This window comes from Stenotrophomonas indicatrix (genome assembly GCF_002750975.1).
In the GTDB taxonomy this organism is placed as follows: Bacteria; Pseudomonadota; Gammaproteobacteria; order Xanthomonadales; family Xanthomonadaceae; genus Stenotrophomonas; species Stenotrophomonas indicatrix.
In genome coordinates, this window is the sequence record NZ_PEJS01000002.1 from 234,146 (window position 1) to 260,333 (window position 26,188).

The window sequence follows — 26,188 nt, forward strand, 5'->3', positions numbered from 1 at the left end:
TCCGCTTCCGGCCAGAAGCGGACGTTGGCCCGCTAACTGCCGGACCGCGGCTTAGCCGCCCCATCAGGCTCCCGAAGCCCGGCTCGGATTTCCTTCGCGACCCGCTTGGCCGATTCTGGCCAACCAAGCTCCATCGCTCCCACGCAGCCCCAGCAGTCTCCGCCGCAGTCGGCAGAGAGCAGATCGGCAGAGACGCCAAGCTTTCGACCGCAGATGTTGCACCGGGTGCTGACCATCGACACGTTCCTCATCATTAAAGCGCGCTGCCAGGGAGGCTCACATCCGCTTCCGGCCAGAAGCAGTCATTCAAGGCAGACACTCAGGCCCAGCCGCGAAGCGGCTTAGATCTGGATGAACTGTCAGGGACAGCGCGACTAGTCCCACCAGAGGAAGATCGCCCCATCCTGTTCTACTGCCGCCTGAAGTGACTCAATGTCACCCACCCCTTGGTCAACGATGTCCGGGCAGAACTCGTACATCCTTTGGGAGAATGCCGGAAGATCCTCTGGAAGGGATTTGAGCTTGAGTTGAATGGTGTCGGTCTCAGCTTGCCAGATATCGATCCCGAACTGAGCGTCCCACCGTTTCAGCTCCTCAATGATCTGATCGGTGGTCTTGCCATGGTTGACGGCATCTGTAGCGGCCAAGCGGACGATGTCAAACTGGTCTTGGCCGGGCGCCATGACCAGTTCGGCGCCCTTGATGCTGGGGTCATCGAGGTTGTGGGTTGTTCCAACAAAGGCGACGTAGCCAGAGGGCACCTGTCCCCGGATCGATTCAAGCAGCGCCTGCGCACGCTCGACAGGCACGATTACGGAATAACCACCCGTTCGCTTTGCCCTGCCAAAGTCGTTTGTCCAATAGTCACGGACGTCTGACTTCGTAACCGCAGCGAGCAGCGCCTGCGGCGTGCCCTGGGGCGGCGTTGTCGTTCTGACGCATGCATTCAAACCTGATACGGCAAGAAGGAATGCGAGCATCCTTCCAATGGCTCCGTACTTTCTCATGCTGTGTCCGATCCCTGAATGATGCCAATCGCTAGCGTCTTCCCTCGGCGCGGGCCGCTTGCTCCTCTGCACGCCTGGCCATCTCCAACACCGCATCTACCTGTGGCAGAACGAGATCCCGCACAGCAAACAGTCCAAGTGCCGACTCGCGTGTGCGGTACGTTACGGTGAAGCCAGCGGGCAGGAGGGTGCCCGCCAGATCCACGTCGCAATGCACGATGGACTGCGGTCCGCGCTCGGTCTCCAGTACAACGGAGAGGTTTGTGCAGGGTCGCTGGCGTGAGCGCGCAGAAGGCTCATACCTTGCGCTGTGCATGACGATCCCGCTTCGAGTGTGCTCGACCCCGACAGTGGAGGCCAGGACCATGCCCGCGCCGTAGACGGTGAACACCCATGCGGCCACCAGTGCCAGCGGGATTACCACCCATACTGGGGAGTACGGCGAACGCGCCACCCTCCGCCTGCCTTGAAGGGGTGAGTAGACTTCCTCGGGCCTGGGCTGCGCCCAAGCGGCCCAGAAGGTAACTGCCACCGCAATGACGCCGGCGGCGATCAGCAGTCCCTTCCTGGGTTGGAAATCCGAATTCGCAAAACCGATCACGCCCAGCAGCCCGGCGATCACGAGCACCCACTCAACCAGTGATCCACGCATGGGTGTCATTCTCGTCAGCCGCGGCTACGGTGGAAGAATGCTACCGCGATAGGCAGGCTGGCGTCCCCTGCCAGCACGGATCCAGTCGTGCGGGCTTCAATCGTGAGGGCCGGCAGCGTCCCGATCTCTACAGATCGAGCGCGGGCGCCACCTCGAATGACGACTCAGGGTCGGAAGCCAGCGTTGTCACGGGCGCGACGTCCCTGTCTTGGCGGAGCGTCCGCTATCGGCCAGAATCGGACATCGTCCGGTCACCTCATCGCCTACAGAAGCATTCCCCCTGAGGCCTCAATGCGCTGACCGGTAATCCAATGACTGCTTCCCGCCAGCAGGTTTGCCACGGCCATGCCGATGTCGTCGGGGCGACCCGTACGTCCCATCGCCGTGTGCTGTGCCACGTAGTGGTTCACGGCGGCATCGTCGCGCACTGCACCGCCGAAGAAGTCGGTCTCGGTGGCGCCAGGGGCTACGGCGTTGACCGCGATGCCCCTCGGTCCCAGCTCGAGCGCGAGATAGCGGGTGGCGGTTTCCAGTGCGCTCTTCATTGCTGCGTACACCAGGCTGCCCGCAGCCACGTGGCGGGTCAGGCTGGTGGAGATGTTGATGATGGCGCCGCCATCGGCCAGCTGCGGCGCCAGCAACTGGGTCAGCAGCAGTGGCGCTTTGAAATGCACGCGGTACAGCAGGTCGATGTCATCGCCGCGGATCTCACCGAACGCCGATGGTGCGTGCAGCCCTGCATTGTTCACCAGCTGTTGGAAGTGCGATGCACCCCAGCGCTGCAATTGTGCCCGCACAGCCGATGCGAAGGTCTCCAGTGATCCAATCGCATCCAGATCCAGCGGCAGCATCGCGGCGCGTACGCCATAGGCTTCGATCTGGCGCAGGGTTTCGGCGGCCTGAACCTGCTGATGCTGGTAGGTAATCATCACGTCGCTACCCTGCCTGGCCAAGTGGAGGGCAATGCTGCGGCCAATGCCGCGGCTGCCGCCGGTAACCAGGGCGATCGTGCGCGGGGTGTGTACGCTGTTCATGGTGGCTTTGTCTCGTGAAACGGAGCGTGACATGCTGCGCCCACGGTGCCGTCCGCACTTGCCCAATTGCACACGATCCTTGCCCGATTTCCCTGCTACCTGTGATCGCCAAGCCCCGCTGCGTGCATTAGCGCTGCAGGCGCAGGCGGTGCTGCGCGCACGCAGCCTGGACGCGGAGCCGCTGCTGGAACTTCTGCCCGGCGCTTGGCTGGCGCGTACAGGATCAACGCGCGCTCCGGCCCCGGCTCTGTACCGTCCCGCGGTGGCGGCGGTGCTACAGGGGGCCAAACAGGTATGGGTGGGCGATGCGGTGCTGGAATATCGCGCCGGCGATGCACTACTCACCCGTCAGCCCGTTCCCGCTCGCGGGATGGTGGCCCGGGGCAACCACCAGACGCATTTTCTGGGGCTGGTGGTGGAGTTGGACACCGTCTTGTTGCGACAGTTGCTGAGCCAGTTGGGCAACCCACCTACAGGCCAAGCGCCTCATCCTGCGCCATTCAGTGTGGTAGCGCTGGATTCACCCGTACTGAGCTGTCTGCTGCGTCTGCTGGAGCTGGCCCTCGACACGCCCGACGCCCAGCGGCTGCTGTGGCCTGCCCTGCAGCGTGAGCTGCTGTTTCGTCTGTTGCAGGGTGAAGCAGGGCCAGCACTGCTGGCGATGGCCCAGCCATCTCCCTTGGCACGGCGGATGGCGGGCGCGATTCGCACCCTGCAACGCAGCTTCCGGCAACCGCTTGATGCGGCCGCGCTGGCCAGCCGTGCAGGCATGGGCAGCGCGCTGTTCTATCGGCATTTCCGTGCGGCAACGGGCCTGTCACCGCTGCAGTACCAGAAGCAGCTGCGCCTGATCGAGGCACGTCGCCTGCTGCAGCGGGGCGGCACCAGCATCTCCGCCACCGCGTTCGCCGTGGGCTACGAGAGCCCTTCTCAATTCAGCCGCGAGTTCAGTCGGCTGTTCGGCCACGCACCGCGCGAGGCTCTCCCACCGATCGCTCGATGAGTATCAGCCTTGCTCGGCCACTTGGCGCTGCAGCATCGCGATTCCGGCTTCCAGCGTAACCGCCGGACGATAGCGAAGCTCGCTGCGTGCACGGCTGTCATCCAGCGTGACCTCCACCGCTGAAGATGCGAACTCCTGGCGGGTCATTGGCGCACGCAGAGGCAGCCGCAGTCTGCGGAACAGGTCATCCAGTCCGATGAAAACGCGCAGCAGCGCACGCGGCACCTGTTTTTCAGGCGGTTGTACGCCATAAGCCAGCAACTGAGCGCCAATCAGACGGCGGAACGGCACGGGCGTACCATCGCAGATGTGGTAGACACGGCCGCCCGCACCGCGCGTCAAGGCGCAGCAGACCGCTTCAGCCAGGTTGTCCACGTGGGTGGACGAGGTGAGGTAGTGCCCGCCGTCGATCCAGGCGAAGCGGCCGCTGCGTACGGCCTGCAGCAAGTAGGGCATAGCGGTCGTGTTGTCGCGGCCCCAGACAAATCTTGGTCGCAGCACCTTCACTGCGAAATGCGGTGTGGACAGCGCGATCGCCACCCGTTCTGCTTCAGCCTTGCTCGCGCCGTAGATGCCTGCTGCGCGCGCCGGATACTGATGGTCCTCGCGCGCCTGATGCAAAGGCGCACCGGTGGTCAGTGCCGATTCGCTGCTCAGCACGATCGCCACCGACACACCCGCAGTACGGGCGGCCGTCAGCACGTTGCGGGTGCCTTCCACGTTGGTCTGCCACTGGCTGGGTGAAGCATTTCGGTGGTCGGTGTCGGCGGCCGCGTGGATCAGCGCGGCGCGGCCCTCCATCGCCGCAGCGATGTCGTGGTCCAGCAGATCGCCGTGTACCGGCTGGGCGCCCAGCGCCTGTACCACCGCCGCCGCCTGGGGGCTGCGCACCAGCGCACGCACGTGGTGACCGTCTGCACACAGGCGGCGAATCAGATTGCGGCCCACGTAGCCGCTTCCTCCGGTCAGGAAGAGGGTGGAAGAACTCATCAGGGTTACCTCGGGGGAGAGAACGGGTTCAGCGCGGCGGCGTCTCGATCAACGCGCCAATGTCCTGCAGCAGCTGCTGCCGCTGCGCGGCCGGCCACTGCACGTAGTCCAGCGACTCCAGCAGCTTCATACCCTCCAGCGCGAGGTATGCCAGCAACGCGCTGCGTGGGTGCGTGGCCTGCTGCTGGATCTCGGCCAGGATCTGCGCCTGGTTGTGCTGGATGGGCGCGCGCAGCTGTGGATCCTGGGCCATGGCCGCGCACAGCGCCAAGGCCACCGGCTGGAATGCCTCGGGAAAGGGCTGGGCCGCTGCGGCAATACGACCGCGCAGCAGCGCATCCTGGTTGAACCCCTTGGCCGCCTCGCGGTTGAAGGCGTTGTCGCGGGCCACCGCACGTTCGACCACGGCCTGGATGAGACCGGCCTTGGACTGGAAGTCGTAGACCACCGAGGCCTTGCTGACCCCGGCTTCGGCGGCCACCGCATCCAACGTCAGGCGCGCCGCGCCCATCTGGGCGACCACGCGCTCGGCAGCATCAAGGAGCTGCTGCGGATCAATACTTTTGCGACGGCCCATCACCGGATCCCATATTTAACCATCCGGTCGATTATAAATATTGATGCGATGGTGTAAAGCCCTCTGGCGGCCTACAGCGCGTCATGGAGTGCGCCCAGCTGGCGCAGGATCTGCGTGGTCGCCGACAGCTCGGCGTCGGAGTACTGCGCCAGCGCCTGCTGCATCCACTGCTGGATGTTCGCTTCGCGCTGCCGGTGGCGCGCTCGACCGGCGGCCGGCAGCTTCACCCGCACCTTGCGCCGGTCGTCGGCTGCCTCCTGCTTGTCCACGTAGCAGCACCTACAAGACCTTTCAGCAGCTGGGTCACGGCCGCAGTGGAGGTTTCGGTGCCCTCTGTCTTCAACCTGACGGGCGATGCAGCATCAGCAGGAAGAGCAAGCTCCGCGTGAGCGTGGGCAACTGCTGCAGCAGGCGATCAATTCGGGGAACGCCTACTTCGACGAGAGCGGCTCGACGGATATCGAGCGGCGCCGCAAGACGGCGCTGTTGTATCGGGCAACGCTGGAAATCAAGCTCTGAACGGTCATCGACGATCGGCGCGACCACGAGACTAAGGAGATGGCCTGACCTGCGCAATGTCTGCATTCGGACAGATCGGTCGTTCACCTCCCGCAGGGGGCCCGGGTGTCCGCCACGACCCAGCCTGAAAAGGCCGCAATCACCCTCGCATCAACCTACACAGCGGTTCCATGGGATGATGCGGTGCCCACCGGACGAGCGACCATGCAGAAGCTGACGGACCCCAATCTGCTGGACGACATCGCCGAGATTGGTCGAATCCAGGCCGTGCCGCGAATCCTGGAGACCGTCGCCCACATCACGGGCTCACGATTCACGGCTATTGCCCGCGTGACCCAGACAACCTGGACCGCGTGCGCCACCTTCGACACCCTGGGGTTCGGGCTGGTTCCCGGTGGCCAACTGGTGCTTGAGACCACCATCTGTGACGAGATCAGGCAGTCGGCGACGTCAGTTGTATTTGCGCATGCAAGCGAGCACCCGATTTACTCCCAGCATCACACGCCACGGATCTACGGACTTGAGAGCTACGCGTCCGTTCCCATCCATCGGCCAGACGGGAGCTTCTTCGGCACGCTCTGCGCGATAGATTCGGCACCGGCCAACTTCGACGTAGCCCACGTCCAACGCTCCATGGAGCTGCTGGCCGACCTGGTAGGAAGCTACCTCGACAAGGAAGATCGCCTTGTGCGAGCGGAATCTGCGCTCTCCGACGCGCATCGTGTCGCCGACCTGCGCGACCAGTTCATTGCCGTGCTGGGTCATGACCTGCGCAGTCCGCTGCAGGCCATCAGCATCGCCGCAGATTCGCTGGCATGTGAGGCGGGCACTGAGCGCCAGCAACGGATGCTCGCGCACATCACTTCCGGCGTTGCCAGAATGGACGGACTGATCAACGACGTGCTTGATTTCGCCAGGGGACGTCTGGGCGGCGGCATTCCCATCGCGCTGCAGCTGACAAGCACGCTGGAAGAAGACCTGAAACGGGTTGTGGAAGAGGTGGCAATCGCCACTGGTCGCCAGGACATCAAGGTCCACATAAAGATAGACGACGACGTGGTCTGCGACCCGAGCAGATTGGCACAGCTCCTGGCCAACCTGCTCACCAATGCAGCCGTACACGGAGAGCGCTCGTCCCCGATTACGCTGACCGTCCACTCCGAGCCGGAAATGCTCACGCTCGACGTACACAACGAGGGACACATTCCATCAGCGAGGTTGGACGCGATTTTCAGCCCATTCTCACGTGAAAAGAGTGAGCGTCCGCGGCCGGGTCTCGGCCTCGGCATCTACATTGCGTCGGAGATCGCGCGGTCCCATGGCGGCACGTTGGAGGTGGAGTCCAGTGCGGCCGCCGGCACCTTGTTCACGTTCAAGATGCCCAGGCTGGAGCTTCCGTAGCGGTCTGCCGCGACCACGTCCGCAGCCTTCAACAGGGTTTCATTTGCGGGCGTGTCGCGCGTCTTTTTCATCTACGTCCTTCGCAGCCGCGCGACTCTGCGCGAACTCCGGGAACGTATCTTCGATCGAGTCCTTGTCCGGCAGCACGTAGAACACGCCGCCTTTCTCGAACGTGGGATGCACGATCTTCTCGTAGAACCCGGGCGAGACATTGATGCAGCCGTGGGTGACACGGTTGTCGTCCGGTGTGGCCGATGCCAGTCGTTCGCTGCGCTTCTCTTTCGGGGTGCCCGGGGGAAGCGGGTGCATAGAGACGGCGGAATCGTAGTCCACCCACAGCACGCGTCCGGCGTCCTCGGACGGGCCATAGGCGCCAATGAAACGACCCGCCGGGGTGGTGCGGTCGTGGCCGGGAATCGCGCTCAGTGCGAGCTTGGCGACGCCGGGTGCCGAGTGATCGCCGATGGCCGAACCAAACAGCGCTGGCGCTGCGCCGCGCAGCTTGCCGTCACCGCCGAAGACCAGGACCTGCGCAGCCGCCTTGTCCATGATCGCGAACGGATAGCCCTGGTTGTCCTTGCTGGCCACGACCCAGCCGGCCAGTTCAATCACCGTATCGGACACTTCCTGGCCCTGCGGAAGTTCATCGGCGGCGGTCGCCGTTTCCGTGGGTGCGTCCTTGGCTTCCTTGGCGTTCCTGGCGCTGGCTGCGCCGGTTCCTGCCAGTGCCAGCGCGATGGCCAGCGTGGCCGATACGGCCCGGCGTGCAGGGAGTGAGTACGTACGAATGGGACGGCTCCTTCGGATGACGACCGAGAGGCTGAAAGACACCAGTGGCCGGTGAAGGCCACTGGTGTCTGGTTCAAGCGTTCATCAAAGTGGGTGGGAGAGCGGTTACCCGCGCGGCTTGCGGCCGGGGACCCTTTCGAGCTGCTGCACGCGGCCTTCGATCTGATCCAGACGCTGGTTGGCCTGCTGTGCAGACTGGTTGGCCGATTCGGCGCTCTGCGCCGCGCCCTGCACCTTCACGTCGAGCTGGTCGAGACGCGAGTTGATCGTTGCAAATTCGTCTTTGTAGGTGGCGCAAGCACCGAGGCTTACGGTAGCAACGATGGCTACGGTGACGGCACGTGCCGCGTTGATTTGCTGCTTGGTCAGGAACATTCCACTCCCTCCTTCGTCTGGGGAGTCTGGAATATAGCGGCGTTTGTTCCCGCCGCTGCGAAGTGCTTTCAGCTGCAGTTGGAAGACGTGGATGGCCTGTGAAGGTCGCGCAATCAGCAATCCTTAACAAGCGGGAACAAGCGAGCTCTGCTGCATCGGTTGATGTCCTTGTGCCACTTCGATCTCTCCAATTCATCAGCCTGAAGCCGACTCATGTCGTTTCTCTCAATGGCTGCAGATGAGCGTGGCGCACAACATCGACGCGCGCACCGCGCTTCCGTGAGTGCAGTCCTCTCGTGCGATCCATGACCGAAGCGGCTTGGCAGGTCGGCGTGCATCCAGCGAGCTACTACACGGCGCATCGAGAGTTCCCTGAACAGGAACCTCATTCATGTACCGGTCAGTTCAATATTCAGGGCCGATTTCATCAACAAACGGATAATTCACACCTGTCGAACGCCTCTCCTCCCTCCCCTCCCGAGGGGCGTTCGACGAAACCAAAATAATGAAAGGTGTATCCCGATGATCAAGAATTCGCTGCTTGCCCTGGGTCTGTTGGCCGCGCTGCCGTTCGCCGCATCGGCTGCCGATGGCCTGTCGTACAACTACGTTGAAGGCGGCTACGTGAACACCGATGCCAAGGGCGGCGACGCTGATGGCTGGGGCGTGAAGGGCTCGGTTGCCGTGCATCCGAATTTCCACATCTTCGGTGATTACAGCAAGCAGGAAACCGACACCTTCAAGAATGATGTCGACCAGTGGCGCATCGGTGCCGGCTACAACTACGGCATCGCACCGAACACCGACCTGGTGGCTCGTGTTGCGTACCAGAAGTTCGACATGAAGCACGGCCTGGACTTCAACGGCTACTCCACTGAAGTGGGCGTGCGCACCGCGTTCAACCCGTACCTGGAAGGCTATGCGCTGGCCGGTTACGAGGATTACAGCAAGAAGCACGGCATCAACCCGGACGGCGAGTTCTACGGCCGTGTCGGCGCCACCGCCAAGTTCAACCAGAACTGGGGCCTGAGTGGCGAAGTGAAGCTGGCCAAGGCCGGCGACCGCGAGTGGTTCGTGGGCCCGCGCTTCAGCTGGTAACAAACGCCTGTCGTTAGTGCGTGTAACTGGCGTGTGATCTCTCTCCCACACGCCAGCGAAGCCCGGCCTCGTGCCGGGCTTCTCTTTTTCCGGCATCGCTTTGCCACAATAGGGCATGGGCGATCCCTCCACTCCCGCTGGCACCGGCTCGGCCTACCAGGAACACCTGGCGCCTGCGCCGCTGCGTGGCCAGTTCGGCCAGCTCTGGCAGAGCCAGTTGCCTGCTGACGCCAGTGGCAACATCACCGTGCTGCCCGATGGTTGCGTGGACATTCTCTGGCGTGACGGTGCGCTGTTCGTGGTGGGGCCGGACCGTACCGCCGCACACCCGCAACTGGCCCCCGGTGCACAGGTGCTGGGCGCGCGGTTCCGGCCTGGACAGGCATCGTCTGCGCTCGGCATCGACTTGTCCGGCATCGTCGGCCAAGCCGTGCCCCTGATCGAATTCAATGCCCGCTGGGCGACGCAGGCTGCGGCCTGGATCGGTGACGCCGCGCCCGACCAGCGCCTGCAGCGCCTGGCTGACAGCCTGCAGCGGAACATGCCGGCGGCCGTGCTGGACGAGCACACACGCCGCGCGCATGCGCTGTTCGCGCACGCTGCCAGAGGCGATGCCAGCATCGACGCACTCGCCGCACATCTGGCGATGAGCCCGCGCACCCTGCGTCGCTTCAGCCAGATGCAGTTCGGTTACGGAGCAAAGTCGCTGGAGCGGATCCTGCGTCTGCAGCGGTTCCTGCGCTGCAGCCAGACCCAACCCGCGCACAGTCTGGCGATGCTGGCCGTGGAGGCGGGCTATGCCGACCAGGCCCACCTCAGCCGCGACGCCCGCGAGCTTGCCGGCCTGACGGCCAGTGCGCTGCGCCAGCAGTGGGGACGTTGATGGCCGTTTCGTTCAAGACCCGGGCCCGACCCTGACCGATGCTGGGCGCTCCAACCACGGAGCCGCACCATGAGCCACGCAGACACCACCTCTGCCGAACGCCGCATCGACAACATCGAATTCAACGTCGCCGACATCGCCCGCAGCAAGCAGTTCTATGGGCAGGTCTTCGGCTGGTCCTTCACCGACTACGGCCCGGCCTATGCCGAGTTCGATGACGGCCGCCTCAAAGGTGGCTTTGTCGCCGACCAGGCAGTGACGCCCTCAGGAGGCGCGCTGGTCATCGTGTACTGCGTGGACCTTGCCGACGCGCAGCAGCGCATCCTCGCAGCGGGCGGCGAGATCGTGCAGGCCGTGTTTGCCTTTCCCGGCGGCCGTCGCTTCCATTTCCGCGATCTGGACGGCTACGTGCTGGCGGTGTGGAGCGACGCCAGCTGATCCGTCTGCCTCTACAATCCGCCAATGGAAACGCACATCGATGCCTATGTAAGGCAGGCCGACGGCAACTGCATCAAGGTGATGCTGTTCAATGGCCGCTCGCGGGCCTCGCTACAGTCGCTGGGCTTCACCGCTGGCGATGAAAACACCCTCACCCTGCCGGTCCCCGACGATGCAGCCAAGGCCGCCGTCTTCCTCCGCCTGCGTGATCTCGGCGTTGCCTTCTCGGCGGGCAGGGAGTGGTGTCCGGCCGACGTGTTCGAGCATCTCCGCGATGGCGGTGTGCTGGAGGGACCCTACCTGCGGATTGCGTGGCGCACACCGCAGCAGTTCACCGTGACCACAGCGTAGCCACAGCATGGACGTGATCGAGATCGATGGAGCGAATCTGCTGCGCGATGCTGCGGACGGCTGGCAGCTGCAGGTATCCGTGGTCTCGCAGGACCGCACGCGGCTGGCCTGCATCCTTCGTGTCGGGCAGCGCTTTCGTGTCGAGCGGTTCCTGCGCGGACACATGCGGCCGCAGTGGCACGGAGAGTGGTGGTTACAGCAGCCGCAGCACTCGATCACCGACAGCGGGCTGCAGGCCCATGTGCTTGCCGATGAGTGGCTGGCGGCGGCCGGCTGACCACCGCGAACTGAGAACCGCTCCGTCGCCGGCAAGGTCGTTCCGCTATGATCGCCCGCACATCGCCGCAGGCGATGTGCCCGCCTCAAGCCAGCAGGAACCATCGTGAACGCCCAGCCCGCACCCATCACCGCCCTCAACCACACGCTCGACAACGAGCCGCAGCAGATCACCGCGCCGCTGACCCATTCGGCCGCGTTCCTGGTGCTGACGGTGAAGGACGATGCGGCGTCGCTGGCGAAAGTGCGCGAGGTGCTGGCCAGCACCGATGACCTGATCAAGAACACCGCCATCCGTGAGATCGAGCGCACCTTCACCTGCAACGTGGCCATCGGCCACCGCGTGTGGGCGCCGCTGGTGGGCAGTACGCCGCCGCGCGAGTTGAAGCCGTTCCAGGAAGTGAAGGGTGCGACCCACACGGCAGTCTCCACGCCGGGCGACCTGCTGTACCACATCCGTGCACGCACGATGGACCTGATCGTGGCCTTCGAGCGCAACCTGATGATGGCCTTCGGCGATGCGGTGGACGCGGTGGATGACGTGGCCGGTTTCCGCTACTTCGACGGCCGCGACCTGCTCGATTTCGTCGACGGCACGGCCAACCCCGAGGGCCTGTCACTGCCGGAGGCGACCATCGTCGGCGACGAGGATCCCGACCATGCCGGTGGCAGCTACGTGGTGGTGCAGAAGTACCTGCACAACCTCGATGCCTGGCGCGCGCAGAAGACCGAAGCGCAGGAAGCGATCATCGGCCGCACCAAGCACGACAACATCGAGCTGGACGACGCACCGGCCGATGCGCAGAAGTCGCACAAGACGCTGTGCACCATCGAGGATGGCGACGGCGAGCACGAGATCCTGCGCGACAACATGCCCTTCGCCAATCCGGGGCGTGGCGAGTACGGCACCTACTTCATCGGCTACACGCGCCGGCTGTGGGTGATCGAGAAGATGCTGGAGCGGATGTTCATCGGCAATCCCGCGCCGCTGCATGACCGCATCCTCGATTTCTCCACCGCGACCACCGGCGTCACCTTCTTTGCGCCCTCGCGCAAGGTGCTGGCCGACCTGGGCGACTGATCACGCCGGGTGGGGCAGCCAGGTAGATCCACGCCATGCGTGGATGGATCAACCGGTTGCCCGGAACAGCCACGCATGGCGTGTCTCTACTGCGCCGCCATCTGCCTGTCATCTACGGCGCCGACCATGACGCGTTGGGATGGACGTGGAGACGTGGGTGATGGCTTCTGCAGGCAACAAGCGCACCTCGCGCCGTGGCTGGCGCCCGTTGGCATGGTTGCTGGGCCTGTTGGCGCTGGGGAGCGCCAGCGTGTCCGCACAGGACGCGCCTGCGCATTGGATGGCCTATGCCGCCTCCGTCAGCGGCGAGTTGCAGCAGCGTCTGCAGCAGGAGCAGGATCCGCACGCGCAGCGCCTGCTGGCCTGGCTGCAGGAGCATCCCGATGCGCCGGCGCCGTTGGTGGTGAGCGTGTGGATCGCCGGCGATGGTGCCATCTCGAAACTGGAATTCGACAGCCTGGGTGATGCACGGGTCGATGCCGATCTGCGTGCGGCGCTGCAGGCCACGCCGTTGCCGGCACCGCCGCCGAAGGACATGCGACAGCCGCTGCGATTGGGGCTGACCTTTACCCAGTAGATCCACGCCATGCGTGGATGCCGGGCATCGGTAGACGCCAACCTTGGTTGGCGCTCACCTGCCGACCAAGGTCGGCATCTACCAAACGCAGCCACGCATGGCGTGGCTCTACTGCGCAGGTACTGCCTGCGGCTCGCGCGCGGCGGCGCGCCACGCCCGCAGCCCGAACAATGCCAGGCCCAGGAAGAACACGTACAACGCAGCAGTCACGTGCAGCGATTTGAACAGATAGGCGCCCACGTAGACCACGTCCACCACGATCCACACCCACCAGCAGGCCGTGTGCCGGCGTGCCTGCCACCATTGCCCGACCAGGCTCAGTGCGGTCAGCATCGCGTCCAGCCACGGCAACGCTGCATCGGTGAAGGTGTGCATGCCGGCGCCAAGCGCCACGCCGCCACACAGGCCGATGGCCAGGTCGCGCAGCAGCTTGCCGCGCGCCAGCGGCACGATGCGGATGCTGCCTTCATCGGCGGCGTGCTGGCGCCAGTTGATCCAGCCGTAGACCAGGAAACCACCAAAGGCGACCTGCAGCAGCGTGTCCGAGTACAGCTTGGCTTCGGCGAACACTGCGCCGTACAGCGCGACCGACAGCAGGCCGACCGGCCACGCGGCCAGCCGTCGCTTTGCCATCAACCACACCCCGAGGATGCTGAAGAGCGCGGCAGTCCACTCGAGCGCGACGCCGCTCACAGCGCGAACGTCACCGACAGGCGTGCCTGCCGCGGCGCACCCGGGAACAGGTAGTAGTCACCGCCGCTGCTGCCGGTGTCGCGCCAGTAGAAGCGGTTGAACAGGTTGTCCACCGACAGGTTCCAGCTGACCGCACGGTCGTGCAGGCGGTGCTGGAAGCGCAGGCCGGCGTCGAACACCGAGTAGTCCGGTGCGCGCACACCGCCGTCGGCGCGGGCCACGTTGGAGGAGGCATAGCGCCAGCCACCGGTCACATCCAGGCCTTCAACGAACGGCAGCGCGTACGCCAAGTGCACGCTGGCGCGCACCTTCGGCACGTTCACCAGCTGATGGCCTTCATAGGCCGGGGTGCCGGTGTCGCGTGCGCGCGCCTGCAGCACGCTGGCGCTGGCGACGATCTGCAGCGCGTCGGTCAGCTGGCCGTTGGCGGTCAGTTCCAGGCCGGTATGGGTCTGCTGACCCTCTTCGACGAAGGTGTAGCCGACATCGCTGCCGTCGGGCTTTGCGTACTGGTAGGGCTGGGAGGTGCGGAACACGGCCGCGCCCAGGGTGAGGGCGTCCACCGGCACGTACTTCACGCCCACTTCCAGCTGCCGCGACTGCATCGACGGCAGGAAGGTATCGGCGTTGGACGTCCAGAACGGTGCTTCCTGGCCCAGCGAAATGCCGCGCACATAGCTGGCGTAAGCGTTGAGCTGATCGGTGGCCTTCCACACCAGCGCGGTCTGCGGCAGGAAGCGCGACAGGCGGCTGTGGCGCTGCGGCGTGCCGCGCTTGTCGTAGGCGCGCTCGTCCAGACGCACGAAGCGGCCGCCGGCCAGCCATTGCCAGTCATCGCCGAAGCTCATCCGGTCCAGCGCGAAGAATGCGGTCTGCCGGCTGTCCAGGCGCCGTGCAGATGCACCCGGCATCTTCGGCGAGGGCTCGAACACCGGCACCTGCACGTCGTGGATGTTGCTGGTGCCGACGTACTCGTTGACGCTCGGGCGCTTGTCGATGGTGCGGCGGAAGTAGTCGGCGCCGACGCTCAGCTGGTGGCCGACGCTGCCGGTCTCGAAACTGCCGCGCAGTTCGGCACGGGCCTGCTGGTTGCGGCGGGTGTCATCCGGGCTGCGGTAGTCGTAGATGTCGTAGTCGCCGTTGGGGGCGAAGTAGTTGCCCGGCACGCTGCCGTCTGCGCACCCTGCGGTGTAGTAGCAGCCGTAGGCGAAGGCGACGTTGTCATCGATCACCGAACGGCTGTGGCCGACCGAGACGCGCGACTGCCACGCATCGTTGAAGTCATAGGTGTGCAGCGCGGTGATGTTGGTGCTGGCAATGTCCACCGGCCGCTGCCACGGCTGGTAGCCGAGCAGGCGTTCGCGGTCGACGCCGCGCGGCAGGTCGCGCGCGCCCAGCAGCTGGAAGCCGGACACCGAGCGCTGCGCGCTGGTCTGGTAGTTGGCATCCACTTCCAGCTTGCCGTGTTCGCCGATCAGCCAGTCGGTGGCCAGCGAATAGAAGTTGCGGCGACCGTCGGCATGCTCGACGTAGGAATCACTGGCATCCCAGGCCGCGTTCAGACGCACGCCGAAGCGCGGGGTCAGCCAGTGGCCGACATCCACGGCGGCATAGCGCGAGCCTTCCGAATCGGTGCCCAGGGTGACCGTGCGCACTTCCGCAGGGCGCTTGCCCACGTAGTTGATGATGCCGCCGGGTGCCATCACGCCAGCCGCCAGGCCAGCTTCGCCCTTGAGGATCTGCACTTCCTGGATGTTCTCCAGCGCCAGGCGCTGCTCGCCGGCGATGGACATGCCGTTGAAGCGGTAGCCGGTGGCCGCATCCAGCGCGAAGCCGCGGATGGCGATGTTCTGGTAGTAGCCCACCGGCGCATAGGCATCGCCCAGCGAGGCATCATTGCTGGCCAGCTCGGACAGCGAACGCACCTGGCGGCGGTCGAGGTAGTCGCGCTCCAGCACATTCACCGAGGCGGGGGTGTCCTTCCACGAGCCGCCGCCGAAGGCGTTGACGCGCGAGGTATCGGCCTTCGGTTTGCCGGCCTGCACGCGCACCGCCGCCAGTTCGGTGGGCGAGGAGGGCGCATCAGCAGCGTCGGTGCCTGCCTCGCTGGCGTACAGCGGCAGGGCGGCGCACAGGGCGAGGGCGAGCAGGGTGGGGCGCAGGCAGCGGTTCATTCGATTCGTCTTCAGACAACAAGGGAGACGAAGCGACGGCGCGCAGGTGCACCGGCCCATGACGGGGGTGTGGCTGCGGCTCAAAGCTCCCTACGCCGGTGCAAACCGGATCAGGTTCCAAGGGACTCTCTCAGCCTGGCAGATCCAGGCACCCCCGCTTCAGGTGACCATTTCACTACAAATGGTACGGATTTGCGAGCTACCGCCCTTCAGCCGGGGTCAGATCCCTTTCCAGCGGAAAGGGATCTGACCCCGGCCGAGCGCATCATCGACGCATGGCGTCGATCTACTGAGTACCCCGCGTGTTTGGTGGCTCGCGGCTCACGCGGCGGCGTGCAGGGCCGCCAGCAGGGCCTGGCCGGGGGCCGTGGCGAACCACGCCGGATGCCCGAGCATGAACGGCTGCCAGGCCACATCGGCGTTCGCGGTCGATCCGGTGACGCCCTCGAAATACTCCACTTCGGACAGAGCGAAGTCGAAATGCACCATCGGCAGCAGGTCGGCCAGCAGGTGCACGCGCGTGGGCGGCAGCGGCAGTTCCTGCCGATAGCCGTCCAGCAGGGCCAGGGCGATGTCGATGCGAACAGCATCGGTGCCGCGCTCCAGCTGCAGCCAGGCCACCGCGTTGCGTTCGATCGCGGTGGCCAGGTCGAACAGCGCGCTGGTGGGCGAGGCCAGGCCGAAATCGAGCACCGTGGCAATCGTGCCGTCGTCGTTCCACAGCAGGTTGGAGACGTGCCAGTCGTTGTGCGCCCACAGCCGCGGTTCGTCCTGCAGGCGCGCGGCCAGGCCGTGGTGCCACGGCAGCACATCGCGGCGCAGCTGTTCTTCCCAGGGAATGCGCGCCAGGTAGCGGGCCAACCCGGGGCGGTTGCCGAGGTCGGCCTTCAGCGCGGCGATCGGGTCATCGGCGCGGATCAGGTCGTCGCGTGCCACCAGCAGATGGGTACTGCGCTGCGGGGCGTGGTAGCTGGCGGCCGCGCGGTGCAGCGTGGCCAGCACGCGCCCTGCCTCGTGGGCCTGGGCAATGTCGGTCAGTGGTGACCATGACGGCAGTTCGCGATACAGGTCCTTGCCGGCGCCCACCGCATGCAGTTCGTAGGTCCACTGGCCGTGTTCGAGTGCGGTGCGGCCGTCGTTGCTGGCCAGCACCTGCACCACCGGCATGCCGGCAGTTGCCAGATGCGCGATGAAACGGTGTTCTTCTTCCAGGCTTCCAGCGCTGCGCACACTGTGGTGGTGGCGCTTGATGAAGACCGGACCGCCGGTGCCGTCGACGATGGCCGCGGCCGACAACGGACGCGGGCTGTGCCAGCGCAGCGTGCTGTCCGCGCCCAGCTGCGGAAAGTGGCCACGCAGCCAGGTGATCTCCTGCGCGTCGATCGCCGGCCAGTCGGCGACGACCTCGTCGTTGTTGAGGCCCTGCACGCGATGGGGGGAAGAAGTCATGCCACGGCCGCTGGTGAGTAATGGAACATCCAAGGCTGCGCATTCAACGCCATGGACGCCACAGACGCAAACGGGCGGGTCATCGACCCGCCCGTCAGGGACGCCACGTGCGGCCTGTGGCCGGCGCGCTTACCAGCCGCGATGGCGGCCGCGGTCGTGGTAGTAGCGGTTGTCATGGCGCTCGCGCTGCCAGCGACGGTCATCGCGGCGGTCGTAGCCATAGCCGCGGTTGTAGCCACGGTCATAACGGCGATCGTAGCGACGGTCATAGCGCCCGTCGTAGCGTCGATCATGGCGGTCGGAGGTGGTCAGGTTGCCGATGGCGCCGCCGGCAACCGCGCCGCCGACGGTGGCAGCCGGGTCGCCGTTGGAGATCAGGTGACCCGCCACGCCGCCGACGACGGCACCGACCACGGTGCGCTTGTCCTTCCTCGACATCGCGCTGGCATCACTGACCACGGCCACGCCGGCAAGAAGTGCCAGGGCCATCGCCAGACCACGGAAGCTGAGTGCGGAAGTGCTGAGCATGTTGGGTTCTCCTGTGAGGTGCATGCCACGGTGGGCAGGGAGGGCGCTGGGCGCCCCGGCTGCCGTAGGGACCACGCTGGTGCCCGGACATTGCCGGAACATTGCGCGCGATCCCCGTGCGGCTTGCGCATTCATCTAGCGTCAGGCGGCATGAAGCGAGGCTGAAAGCGCGGCGGCCGCTCAGCTGCCAGAAAGGAAAAGGGCCGCAGTACGCGGCCCTTCCCCTGGCTTCCCCTGCCTGGCCGGGCTCAGTGGCCCATGGCGCGCTGGGCCTGCTTCACCTGCTCCTGCTGGGCGTCCTGCTGCTGCAGCACATTCGGTGCACCGTGCACCGCACCACTGCTGAGTGCCATGCTCTGCTCGCTGGCCGCACGGGTGTCCACCGCCGCGCGGCAGGCAGCCGGGTCACCGGCGGTGCCCTGCACGGCAAACATGCGCTCGCCGTTGGTGCTGGGCACCACCGAATCAATGCGCTGCATGCCGCTGGCCTGCGCTTCCTTGGTCAGTGCAGCGGCGGCGGCCTCCAGTGCATGGCGGTCCTTGAAGGTGCCTGCCGGCAGGCCTTCCATGCCCTTCACGGCCTGGTTGTACATCGGGTTCTGCGGATGGCGCTCGTCATTGAGCAGCGGGCGCTCGCGCGCGTCCTTGATCGCATCCAGCGTCTTCGGGCCGATGATGCCGTCCACTGCCAGACCGTTGTCCTTCTGCAGCTGGCGCACGGCAGCCTCGGTGTTGCGACCGAACTTCCCATCCTCGACCAGCGGCTTGCCGTCGGCACCCACATACCCCAGGTGGCCCAGCTGTTCCTGCGCCCTGCGCACATCCTCGCCGTGCGCACCCTGCTTATGTACTTCGTTGCTGGCCTGCGGCTTTTCCTGCGGGGACGGCTTCGGCTCGGCGGCGCCCTTGGCCTGCGCCTGCTCATGCGCCTGGCTGCGGTTTTCCAGCAGATCGCGTGCCTGGTGCAGCGGATCGGAGGCGAACAGCTTCCAGTTGGGGTGGTCCTTTACCTGCTTGAGGTAATCCTCCACCGGCATGGTATGCACGCCCAGCTTGCCGGTGGACTGGCTGATCAGCAGCTTGTCGGTGTTCGGGTCTCGCACCACCATCACGATGTGGTCGATGCCGTTCCAGTGCTCGTGCTTGGTCTTGGCCGTATCCAGGCCGATCACCATGCCTTCCTTCAGCGCACCCGGCTTGAGGATGTCGTCGCGCTTGAGCAGCACGCCGGAGTCCTTGTAGGCGTCATGCACGATACCGCCGGAGCCGGCGAAGCCCAGCTTGATCTTGTCGGCGTCGGCGAACACCGCATGGCCGGCCTTCTGGTTGATCTCATCCTGGGTCTTGTTGAGCATCGTGCCGACCCAGCCGGAGCAGTCGATGTAGCCCTGGTCGACGTTCTTGCCGGTGACACCCTTGCCACGGTAGTACTGGCTGGATTCGATGTTGATCGCGTACTTGACGTTGTCGTACTTCACGCCGGCGTTGTAGGCCGCATCCAGCGAAATGCCGGGTGCATCGGGCTTGGCGGCAGCAGCCGTGGCGGTAGCGGCGATGGCTGCGGCACCGGCGGCGACGGCGGCCTGCGCGGCGGGGGTCACGGTCTGCGTCGGTGCGGCCTGCACCGGCGCCGGACGCGCCTGGGCCTCGGTGATCGGCGCGATGTTCTTTTCCGGGATGCTGATCGCGTCGTACTTGCGGTCGTAGTACTGGGCGAAGGTGCTGGCCAGGTCACGATCATTCATCGTGCGCATCTCCGCGCGCGTATGCCCGGTCAGCGCTTCGACGTCACTGCCGATCTGGCCCATGATGCGCGGGCGCATGTTGATCGGATCGCCGTGGCCGTCGCGCACCACGCCGAACGTACCGGTGGCGATCGCGGTCTGGATCGAACCGTAGCCGGCCGCACCCTGCTGGTGTGCCAGATACAGGTCAAGGCCGCTCGGCTTGTCATCACCGGACAGGTAGGGATGGCCGGTGCGGTCATGGCGCTTTTCCATGTCCGCCAGGTTGCGCTTGAACATCTCCGCTGCCGCTTCGGTGTTGCGGGTCGGGTCGTACTCGTGGCCGGTCAGGCCGTACTGCCTGGCCGACGACGGCAGGAACTGGAACAGGCCCTTGGCATCGGTCTTGTCGTTGTGCGCGCGCTCGTTGAAGCGGCCACCGGTCTCGATGTGGGCAAAGCGCAGGAAGTCCTCGCTGGCGATGCCCTTGCGCTGTGCAACCTGCTCGATGATGTCGAGAACTTCCTTTTTGCTGTAGTCACGTTGTGCCATGACACTTCCTCTGGGGTTGATGGAGCGGCCTTTGCCGCGATACGCCAACCGGACTCATCCGTGAGTCTTCAACATGTCGGTCAACAGGTGCTGCGGGGTGGTGCGTCTTACTTTTCGACGTAGGCCTTGCGGGCGGCGTCGTAGTGGTACTGGCGCGCGTCGGCCGCACCCAGCGCACGGGTCTGTCCCGGGCCGGAAATGGTGGTGCCGGTGGCGGTGACGGTGATGGTGGGCAGGTCGCTGCCGGCGACGGCGCTGAAGGCCAGTGCGCCCCGGTTGCTGACGCACGGCATCACCTGGCCCTCGTCGCAGGCGGCTGAATTGTCTTCGCCGGTGATCACCGTGCCCGCGCTGGCCCAGACCTGGCCGTCTTCGGACTTCTCGTAGTCCGGGTTGAATACCAGCACGGTGTAGCTTTCGATGCTGGTACCGGTAGCGAAGGTGCTGGTCGGCACCGCCAGCACCAGCTTGCCGGCCGGAGTGCGGTATTCCAGCGGCTTGCGCTTGCTGTCGATGTCCGGCGCGGTGCCATAGGCGCCGACGGTACCGATCCACGGTTCGGCGCCCTTGAACACCCAGGGACGATCCGGCTTGTCGCCGGTCAGGGTGAAGGTGGCCTCGGTCAGGGTGACCTGGCTGTCCGGACCGGCTTCGTCTTCGCCGGGCTTGCCGTACTTCTGCGGTGTGTTCCAGGCAAAGCCGGTGTAATAGCGGGTGCCGGCCAGTTCGAAGGCATGGCCGAACCAGAAGGTGGCGACACTGCCATTGGCTACTTCATACGAAACGGCGCCATCGCCGTCGACGTCGTAGATGAAATACAGCACGCTGCCGGCGTCGGGGGGCGTTGCGGTGGCCGTGGTGGCGGGTGTGGCGGAGCTCTGCATCGGGGCAACATCCTGTCGTGGCGCGGTGGCGCCCTGTGGTGACGCGGTCGAAGGCGAGGGGGTGCAGGCGCTGGCAAGCAGCGCAACGAGCAGGCCGGCGAACGTCGCACACAGGCGTGGGCGGACACGGGCCAAGCGGGATTCCGGAAGGATCTTCATGCACCTCTCCATGGTTTGCGGGCGTCGGGCAGGAAGGCCAACGCAGAACACGCCCCGCCCTCGATGAGGGGGAACGTCGTGATGAGCCGGTCGATTCCTTCGACCTCGCATAGGAAAACCCATCGGCGCGGATGATGGCACAGATGCGACGGCTATCACAGGGGGCAGGAGGAGCCCCCCCCGCCAGAGAACTGCGAACGGTGTCTCAGATCCTGCCGTCGCGCAGGTAGTCGAACAGCTCCGCGTCGCCCTTCAGCCCGAGCTTGAGCATGGCGTCACCCTTCTGGCGGCTGATGGTGCTGACGCTCTTGTGCAGCTGCAGCGAGATTTCCTTGACCGTCATGCCGGTGCCGAGCAGCCGCAGCACCTCCACTTCGCGCGGCGACAACGGCTTGCCGTCACCCTCGCGCATGCGCCAGCTGCCGGCTTCCTCCACCCGCTCGCGCAGGCTGCGGCTGATGTAGGACTGGCCGCGATAGACCGCCTGGATCGCCTGCGGCAGTTCATCCATCGACGAACTCTTGTCGACCAGGCCGAGCACGCCGCTGTCGAGCACCATGCGCAGGATCGCCAGGTTGTTGGAGACGCTGAGCATGAGCACCGGCAGGTCGGGATGGCGGCGGCGGATCATGCCGATCATGGCGAAGCCGTCGGCCTGCGGGCTGCCAGGCATCGAGTAGTCGGTGACCAGCAGGTCGCAGGGCTGGGTCGTCAGCAGGGTCATCAGCGCCTGGGCGTTGTCGGCCTCGCCAACGACGCGGCCAACGCCGCTGGATTCGATGACGGCGCGGGTACCGATGCGGACCACGGGGTGATCGTCTGCGATGATGATGCGCAAGGTCATGCTCTAGTATGGCCACCGGCACGCCGGACCGCGACCGTCGCGGTCCCTGGCAGGACTTCCAGGAGATCGTTGCAGATGCGCAGCTGGGCGGCTCGTGGACTGATCCTGTTGACGACCCTGCTGGCGCTGCCGGCGCTGGCCCAGCCTGCGTCCACGCCGGGGCCGTTGCCGCTCAGCCCCCTGCAGCGCGAGTACCTGGCCGCACATCCTGTTGTCGTTGTTGGACAGTATGACAGTGGCTGGCCTCCTTTTGAGTCGATCCAGGACGGGAAGCAGGTGGGCCTCGGCCCGGACTACCTGACGCTTTCGGCCCGGCAGCTTGGCCTGAAGGTGGAGACGCGCCGTTTTGCGGACTGGCCCTCCGTGCTGGATGCGGCATGTCGCGGCGAAATCGACGTGGTGATGAACATCGCGCTCAGCGCCGAGCGTACCCGTTGCATGGTCTATACCGCCGCCTATGCCGAAGCACCGCTGGCCATGGTCGGACGTCCTCAGGACCTGCGTGCTTCGGAGGCACCTGATCTGGATGGCCTGCGCGTTGTGGTCGAGCAGGACTTCATGACCGGACCGCAGGTGCGTGCGCGGTTCCCAAGGGCACGACAACTTGTCGCAGACGACACGCTGACGGCCTTGCGTATGGTCAGAGACGACAAAGCCGACATTTTCATCGGCAATGCCTACGTGGCGACGGAACTGATCGCCGCCAACGGGTTGAAGGGTGTGGCGTTGCTGCGGCCCAGCGATCTGCCCCCGGAGCAGTTGCATTTCGGTGTGCCCAACAGCAAACAGCCGTTGTCCGAAGCACTGGACCTGGCGCTTGCCGCCGTCAGCGAAGCGCAGCGTGACGCCCTCGCGCAGCGCTGGCTGCCACCGCCGCAGTGGTCGGCGTCGGCGCAGCTGGCATTGAGCCAGGCCGAGAAACGCGTGCTGCAGCAACCCTTGAAGATCGGCTTTGCGCCCAACGCCGCGCCGCTGTCGTTTGCCGACAGGAATGGCAAGCCCAGTGGCCTGACCAACGAATACCTGCAGCGCCTGCTGCAGGCCGGCGCCAATCTACAGGTCGAAAACAGCCATGACTGGTACGAGGTGCGCGAGAAGGCGCGCCGCGGGGAACTGCAGGCGGTGATCGGCATTCCTGCCGATTCGAACTATCTCGGGCCGGAATGGGTGTTCAGCCAGCCCTTCATCACCGTACCCAATGTGATCGTCACCCGCACTGACAGTCCGTCGATGCTGGGTCTGTCGGACCTGGACGGCAAGCGCGTGCTGTTGTCCGATCCCGAGCGCATCCGTGGCTACGTGCAGCATCAGGCACCGTCGGTGAGGATCGTCGCCGCGCGCAGCGCCGAGCAGGCCCTGCAACGCCTGGCAGATGGCGAGGCCGATGCCTACGTGGGCAACCTGGCGCTGGTCGACCAGCTGCTGCGCAACCGCTTCCCGGGGCGCCTGCAACTGGCCGCGCCAGCCGGGTTCAACGACCAGCTGGCGCTGGCGGTGGAGCGCCGCCATGCGGCATTGGCCACCACCTTCGACCGCCTGCTTCTGCAGATGGGGCCGCGCCGGCGCGAGGCCCTGCGCGGCGATTGGTTGTCGGTGGAATACCGCGATGGAGTGGACTGGCGCACCCTGCTGCGCTGGGGCCTTCCCCTGCTGCTGGTGCTGACCACTGCTGTGGCAATGCATGGGCTGGGGCACTGGCGGTTGCGCCGCGAAGTGGCTGGCCGTCGCGAGCTGGAGCAGCGCCTGGCCGAGGTGACCGACAACCTGCCTGCCATCGTCTACCAGGCCCGCCGCGAAGCGGACGGCACCCTGAGCTTCCCCTTCATTGCCGGCGATGTGCAGTCGATGTTCGGCATCAGCCGGCAGCAGGCGGAGTCGGACGGGCAGGCGCTGCTGGCATGCATCGATGCCGACGACCGCGAAAAGGTGCTGCGTGCGATGGAGCTGGCGGCGCGCAATTTCGCCCCGCTGTCCTTCGAGTTCCGTATCCACCGCGACGGAAGCGCGCCCTGCTGGGTGCGCAGCCAGGCGCACCCGTATTCAACCGAAGCGGGTGCGGTGACCTGGAGTGGTTACTGGGTGGACGTGAGCCAGGCGCGCGCGCAGGCCGACGCGCTGGCCGCGGCGAAGGTCGAAGCCGAGCAGGCTGCGGCAGCCAAATCGCGCTTCCTGGCCACCATGAGCCATGAAATCCGCACACCGATGAGCGGTGTGCTGGGCATGCTGGAAGTGCTGGCGCATTCGCCGCTGGACGCCGAACAGCAACGCATCCTCGGCGTGATCGAAGACTCGGCGCAGATGCTGCGGCAGATCCTGGACGACATCCTCGACTATTCGCGGATGGAAGCGGGCGCGCTGCGCCTGGAGCCGGTGCCGCTGCCGGTGCGGCCACTGCTGGAGGGGGTGCATCGACTGTTGTTGCCGCAGGCCACGGCGCGTGGCCTGGACCTGCAGCTGGACATCGACGAACAGCTGGCACAGGCCCATGAGGTGGACGGCGTGCGCCTTCGCCAGATCGTGTTCAACCTGCTCAGCAATGCCATCAAGTTCACCGTGAAGGGCTCGGTGCGGCTGCAGCTGGAAGTGTTGGGGCCTACTGCCGAGGATGGCAGCCAGCCGCTGCGCCTGAGCGTCACCGACACCGGCATCGGCATCGCGCCGGAGCAGCTGCCGACCCTGTTCGAACCCTTCACCCAGGCCGGCGCGTACATCCAGCGCGACCATGGGGGCACCGGGCTGGGCCTGAGCATCTGCCGGCGCCTGGTGCAGAAGATGGACGGCGAACTGAAGCTGGAAAGCACGCTGGGCGAAGGAACGCGGGTTGACGTGCTGCTGTCGCTGGTGGAGGCGCGCAGCGAGGATGTGATCGCGCTGCAGGCCGAGCACCAGCAGATCGCGCTGCTGCCCCCTGATCTGCGCCAGGCACGGGTGATGATCATTGAAGACCATCCCACCAACCAGGCGATGATGGCCTGGCGCCTGCAGCAGCTGGGCGTGCCGCATGTGCTGGTCGATGACGGGCAGCAGGCACTGGACCGGCTGGCGGAGGAATCCTTCGATCTGGTCATCACCGACTGCCGCATGCCGGTGCTGGATGGATTTGGTTTCACCCGCCTGCTGCGCGAGCGCGAGGGGCGCAACGGCCAGCCACGGATGCCGGTGCTGGCGCTGACCGCCAGCGTGCTTGACGATGACGCACGCCGCTGCCGCGAAGCCGGCATGGACGACGTGCTGGCCAAGCCGTTGTCGCTGGCGACGCTGCGGCAGGCACTGCTGCGCTGGTTGCCGCGCGCCGAGGGTGCTGAAGATGACCAGGCCGCGGTGGACAGCGACGATGAGCCCGAGGGCGAAGAGGGGCTACCCGACCTGGCGACCCTGCAACGGCGCTTCGGTTCGCGCGAGATCGCCCGGCAGCTGCACGACAGCCTGGTCAAGGCCAGCAACGAGGACATCGCGGCCCTGCAGCGCGCGCTGCACGAAGGCGACCGGGTGACGGCCGCGCTGCACCTGCATCGGCAGGCCGGTGCGCTGGGGGCGGTGGGTGCACGCGGCCTGGCCGATCGCGCCAACGCGCTGGTGGAACGGTTGCAGGCCGCGGGCGATGCAGAGGTCGCATCGGCGGTTGCCGACGCCGGGCAGTTCGTGGCGCATCTGCAGCACCAGCTGCAGCGCCTGGCTCACTGAGCCGCGTGCTCCTGCAGGTAAGCGATCACCAGCGCGCGACGCTCGGCGCTCGGGAAGGCGTTGTACATGCGCGTGCCGGGTACCAGATGGGTGGGCGACTGCAGGAAGGTGTCCAGGGTCTGCGCACTCCACACGAAGTCGGCATGGCGCATGCCCTGCGAGTATCCGTAGTCGGGCAGGCTGCCCGCACGGCGGCCGATCACCCCATGCAGGTTGGGACCGAAGCGGTGGATGCCGCCGGCATTGACGGTATGGCAGCCCGCGCACAGTTCGAACGCGCGCTGCATCGCCTGCTGGCGCGCCTGTTCGGGCGTGCTGGGCGCAGCAGGCGGGCGCTGGCACGCACTGGCGACCAGGATCGTGGCAACAGCGGGAAGCAGGCGAAGGGCACGCATGGGCGAGCAGGATAACGGGCGCACGCGCCGTGGGGCTGCGACCGGCCGTCG

At 65.9% G+C, this 26,188-nt stretch carries 27 protein-coding genes and 1 riboswitch; of the genes, 11 read left to right on the top strand and 16 right to left on the bottom strand.

From position 1 onward, the window contains the following. Positions 1–374 precede the first annotated feature (374 nt). From CR918_RS20045 to CR918_RS20055, 3 genes are all read right to left on the bottom strand, one after another. Complete coding sequence (locus CR918_RS20045) at positions 375–980, bottom strand: DUF4253 domain-containing protein (RefSeq protein WP_165780928.1); 606 nt, start codon at positions 978–980, stop codon at positions 375–377. A 58-nt stretch (positions 981–1,038) separates the two neighbouring features. Then, entirely contained in the window at positions 1,039–1,659 is a 621-nt protein-coding gene (locus CR918_RS20050; RefSeq protein WP_099844621.1) for a hypothetical protein, read from the bottom strand. A gap of 263 nt (positions 1,660–1,922) precedes the next feature. Beyond that, complete coding sequence (locus CR918_RS20055) at positions 1,923–2,693, bottom strand: SDR family NAD(P)-dependent oxidoreductase (RefSeq protein WP_099844622.1); 771 nt, start codon at positions 2,691–2,693, stop codon at positions 1,923–1,925. 79 nt (positions 2,694–2,772) lie between these two features. Between CR918_RS20055 and CR918_RS20060 the strand changes: the two genes are divergently transcribed. Next, positions 2,773–3,696, top strand: a complete 924-nt coding sequence (locus CR918_RS20060; protein ID WP_165780433.1) for an AraC family transcriptional regulator — start codon at positions 2,773–2,775, stop codon at positions 3,694–3,696. A 3-nt stretch (positions 3,697–3,699) separates the two neighbouring features. Here the strand turns inward: CR918_RS20060 and CR918_RS20065 are convergent, their stop codons facing one another. The 3 genes from CR918_RS20065 to CR918_RS20075 form a co-directional block, all read right to left on the bottom strand. Then, the gene (locus CR918_RS20065; RefSeq protein ID WP_099844624.1) at positions 3,700–4,686 is read right to left on the bottom strand and encodes an NAD-dependent epimerase/dehydratase family protein; all 987 of its coding nucleotides are present in this window, start codon (positions 4,684–4,686) and stop codon (positions 3,700–3,702) included. Between the two features lie 28 nt (positions 4,687–4,714). Then, positions 4,715–5,263 carry a TetR/AcrR family transcriptional regulator gene (locus tag CR918_RS20070; protein WP_099786279.1) on the bottom strand — a complete coding sequence of 183 codons (549 nt, stop codon included), beginning with the start codon at positions 5,261–5,263 and terminating at the stop codon, positions 4,715–4,717. A gap of 71 nt (positions 5,264–5,334) precedes the next feature. Continuing rightward, on the bottom strand, positions 5,335–5,532 hold the full coding sequence (locus CR918_RS20075) for a helix-turn-helix domain-containing protein (RefSeq protein WP_099844625.1): 198 nt from the start codon (positions 5,530–5,532) through the stop codon (positions 5,335–5,337). Positions 5,533–5,617: 85 nt separating this feature from the next. Here CR918_RS20075 and CR918_RS21210 point away from each other — a divergent pair, with 85 nt between their 5' ends. Together CR918_RS21210 and CR918_RS20080 are read left to right on the top strand one after the other, a co-directional pair. After that, positions 5,618–5,782, top strand: a complete 165-nt coding sequence (locus CR918_RS21210; RefSeq protein ID WP_165780929.1) for a hypothetical protein — start codon at positions 5,618–5,620, stop codon at positions 5,780–5,782. A 204-nt stretch (positions 5,783–5,986) separates the two neighbouring features. Further along, positions 5,987–7,183, top strand: a complete 1,197-nt coding sequence (locus tag CR918_RS20080) for a GAF domain-containing sensor histidine kinase (RefSeq protein ID WP_099844626.1) — start codon at positions 5,987–5,989, stop codon at positions 7,181–7,183. 39 nt (positions 7,184–7,222) lie between these two features. Here CR918_RS20080 and CR918_RS20085 read toward each other — a convergent pair whose 3' ends face one another. After that, positions 7,223–7,921: a hypothetical protein gene (locus CR918_RS20085; RefSeq protein WP_099844692.1), complete on the bottom strand. Its 699-nt coding sequence runs from the start codon at positions 7,919–7,921 to the stop codon at positions 7,223–7,225. A gap of 156 nt (positions 7,922–8,077) precedes the next feature. Continuing rightward, a complete protein-coding gene (locus CR918_RS20090; RefSeq protein WP_025875897.1) occupies positions 8,078–8,347 on the bottom strand; it encodes a hypothetical protein in 270 nt (89 codons plus the stop codon). A 525-nt stretch (positions 8,348–8,872) separates the two neighbouring features. Here CR918_RS20090 and CR918_RS20095 point away from each other — a divergent pair. The 7 genes from CR918_RS20095 to CR918_RS20125 all read left to right on the top strand — a co-directional run bounded on the left by CR918_RS20095 (position 8,873) and on the right by CR918_RS20125 (position 13,051). Next, positions 8,873–9,445, top strand: a complete 573-nt coding sequence (locus CR918_RS20095; protein ID WP_025875896.1) for an OmpO family porin — start codon at positions 8,873–8,875, stop codon at positions 9,443–9,445. A 115-nt stretch (positions 9,446–9,560) separates the two neighbouring features. Beyond that, entirely contained in the window at positions 9,561–10,328 is a 768-nt protein-coding gene (locus tag CR918_RS20100) for a helix-turn-helix domain-containing protein (RefSeq protein ID WP_099844627.1), read from the top strand. Between the two features lie 69 nt (positions 10,329–10,397). Further along, the gene (locus CR918_RS20105; protein WP_099844628.1) at positions 10,398–10,766 is read left to right on the top strand and encodes a VOC family protein; all 369 of its coding nucleotides are present in this window, start codon (positions 10,398–10,400) and stop codon (positions 10,764–10,766) included. Between the two features lie 24 nt (positions 10,767–10,790). Further along, positions 10,791–11,117, top strand: a complete 327-nt coding sequence (locus CR918_RS20110) for a hypothetical protein (RefSeq protein ID WP_099844629.1) — start codon at positions 10,791–10,793, stop codon at positions 11,115–11,117. Between the two features lie 7 nt (positions 11,118–11,124). Continuing rightward, on the top strand, positions 11,125–11,394 hold the full coding sequence (locus CR918_RS20115; protein ID WP_099844630.1) for a hypothetical protein: 270 nt from the start codon (positions 11,125–11,127) through the stop codon (positions 11,392–11,394). A 105-nt stretch (positions 11,395–11,499) separates the two neighbouring features. Further along, positions 11,500–12,474, top strand: a complete 975-nt coding sequence (locus CR918_RS20120) for a Dyp-type peroxidase (protein WP_099844631.1) — start codon at positions 11,500–11,502, stop codon at positions 12,472–12,474. Positions 12,475–12,634: 160 nt separating this feature from the next. Next, on the top strand, positions 12,635–13,051 hold the full coding sequence (locus CR918_RS20125) for a TonB C-terminal domain-containing protein (RefSeq protein ID WP_099844693.1): 417 nt from the start codon (positions 12,635–12,637) through the stop codon (positions 13,049–13,051). A gap of 108 nt (positions 13,052–13,159) precedes the next feature. Here the strand turns inward: CR918_RS20125 and pnuC are convergent, their stop codons facing one another. The 7 genes from pnuC to CR918_RS20160 form a co-directional block, all read right to left on the bottom strand. Further along, the gene (gene pnuC, locus CR918_RS20130) at positions 13,160–13,744 is read right to left on the bottom strand and encodes a nicotinamide riboside transporter PnuC (protein ID WP_025875884.1); all 585 of its coding nucleotides are present in this window, start codon (positions 13,742–13,744) and stop codon (positions 13,160–13,162) included. Next, entirely contained in the window at positions 13,741–15,918 is a 2,178-nt protein-coding gene (locus tag CR918_RS20135; protein ID WP_099844632.1) for a TonB-dependent siderophore receptor, read from the bottom strand. The genes pnuC and CR918_RS20135 overlap by 4 nt, the downstream gene beginning before the upstream one ends. Positions 15,919–15,988: 70 nt before the next feature. Then, a riboswitch (TPP riboswitch) is annotated at positions 15,989–16,084 on the bottom strand. A 155-nt stretch (positions 16,085–16,239) separates the two neighbouring features. After that, the gene (locus tag CR918_RS20140) at positions 16,240–17,367 is read right to left on the bottom strand and encodes a phosphotransferase enzyme family protein (RefSeq protein WP_099844633.1); all 1,128 of its coding nucleotides are present in this window, start codon (positions 17,365–17,367) and stop codon (positions 16,240–16,242) included. A 129-nt stretch (positions 17,368–17,496) separates the two neighbouring features. Further along, positions 17,497–17,895: a glycine zipper 2TM domain-containing protein gene (locus CR918_RS20145; RefSeq protein WP_025875877.1), complete on the bottom strand. Its 399-nt coding sequence runs from the start codon at positions 17,893–17,895 to the stop codon at positions 17,497–17,499. 248 nt (positions 17,896–18,143) lie between these two features. After that, positions 18,144–20,171 (bottom strand): peptidoglycan-binding protein, encoded by a 2,028-nt coding sequence (locus tag CR918_RS20150; protein ID WP_099844634.1) that lies wholly within the window; start codon positions 20,169–20,171, stop codon positions 18,144–18,146. Positions 20,172–20,278: 107 nt separating this feature from the next. Next, positions 20,279–21,214 (bottom strand): hypothetical protein, encoded by a 936-nt coding sequence (locus tag CR918_RS20155; RefSeq protein WP_032978087.1) that lies wholly within the window; start codon positions 21,212–21,214, stop codon positions 20,279–20,281. 205 nt (positions 21,215–21,419) lie between these two features. Continuing rightward, the gene (locus CR918_RS20160; RefSeq protein WP_025875871.1) at positions 21,420–22,058 is read right to left on the bottom strand and encodes a response regulator; all 639 of its coding nucleotides are present in this window, start codon (positions 22,056–22,058) and stop codon (positions 21,420–21,422) included. A gap of 75 nt (positions 22,059–22,133) precedes the next feature. Here CR918_RS20160 and CR918_RS20165 point away from each other — a divergent pair, with 75 nt between their 5' ends. Beyond that, positions 22,134–25,742: an ATP-binding protein gene (locus CR918_RS20165; protein WP_099844635.1), complete on the top strand. Its 3,609-nt coding sequence runs from the start codon at positions 22,134–22,136 to the stop codon at positions 25,740–25,742. Here the strand turns inward: CR918_RS20165 and CR918_RS20170 are convergent. Next, positions 25,736–26,137 carry a c-type cytochrome gene (locus CR918_RS20170; protein ID WP_025875867.1) on the bottom strand — a complete coding sequence of 134 codons (402 nt, stop codon included), beginning with the start codon at positions 26,135–26,137 and terminating at the stop codon, positions 25,736–25,738. The genes CR918_RS20165 and CR918_RS20170 overlap by 7 nt on opposite strands. Between the last annotated feature and the right edge of the window lie 51 nt (positions 26,138–26,188).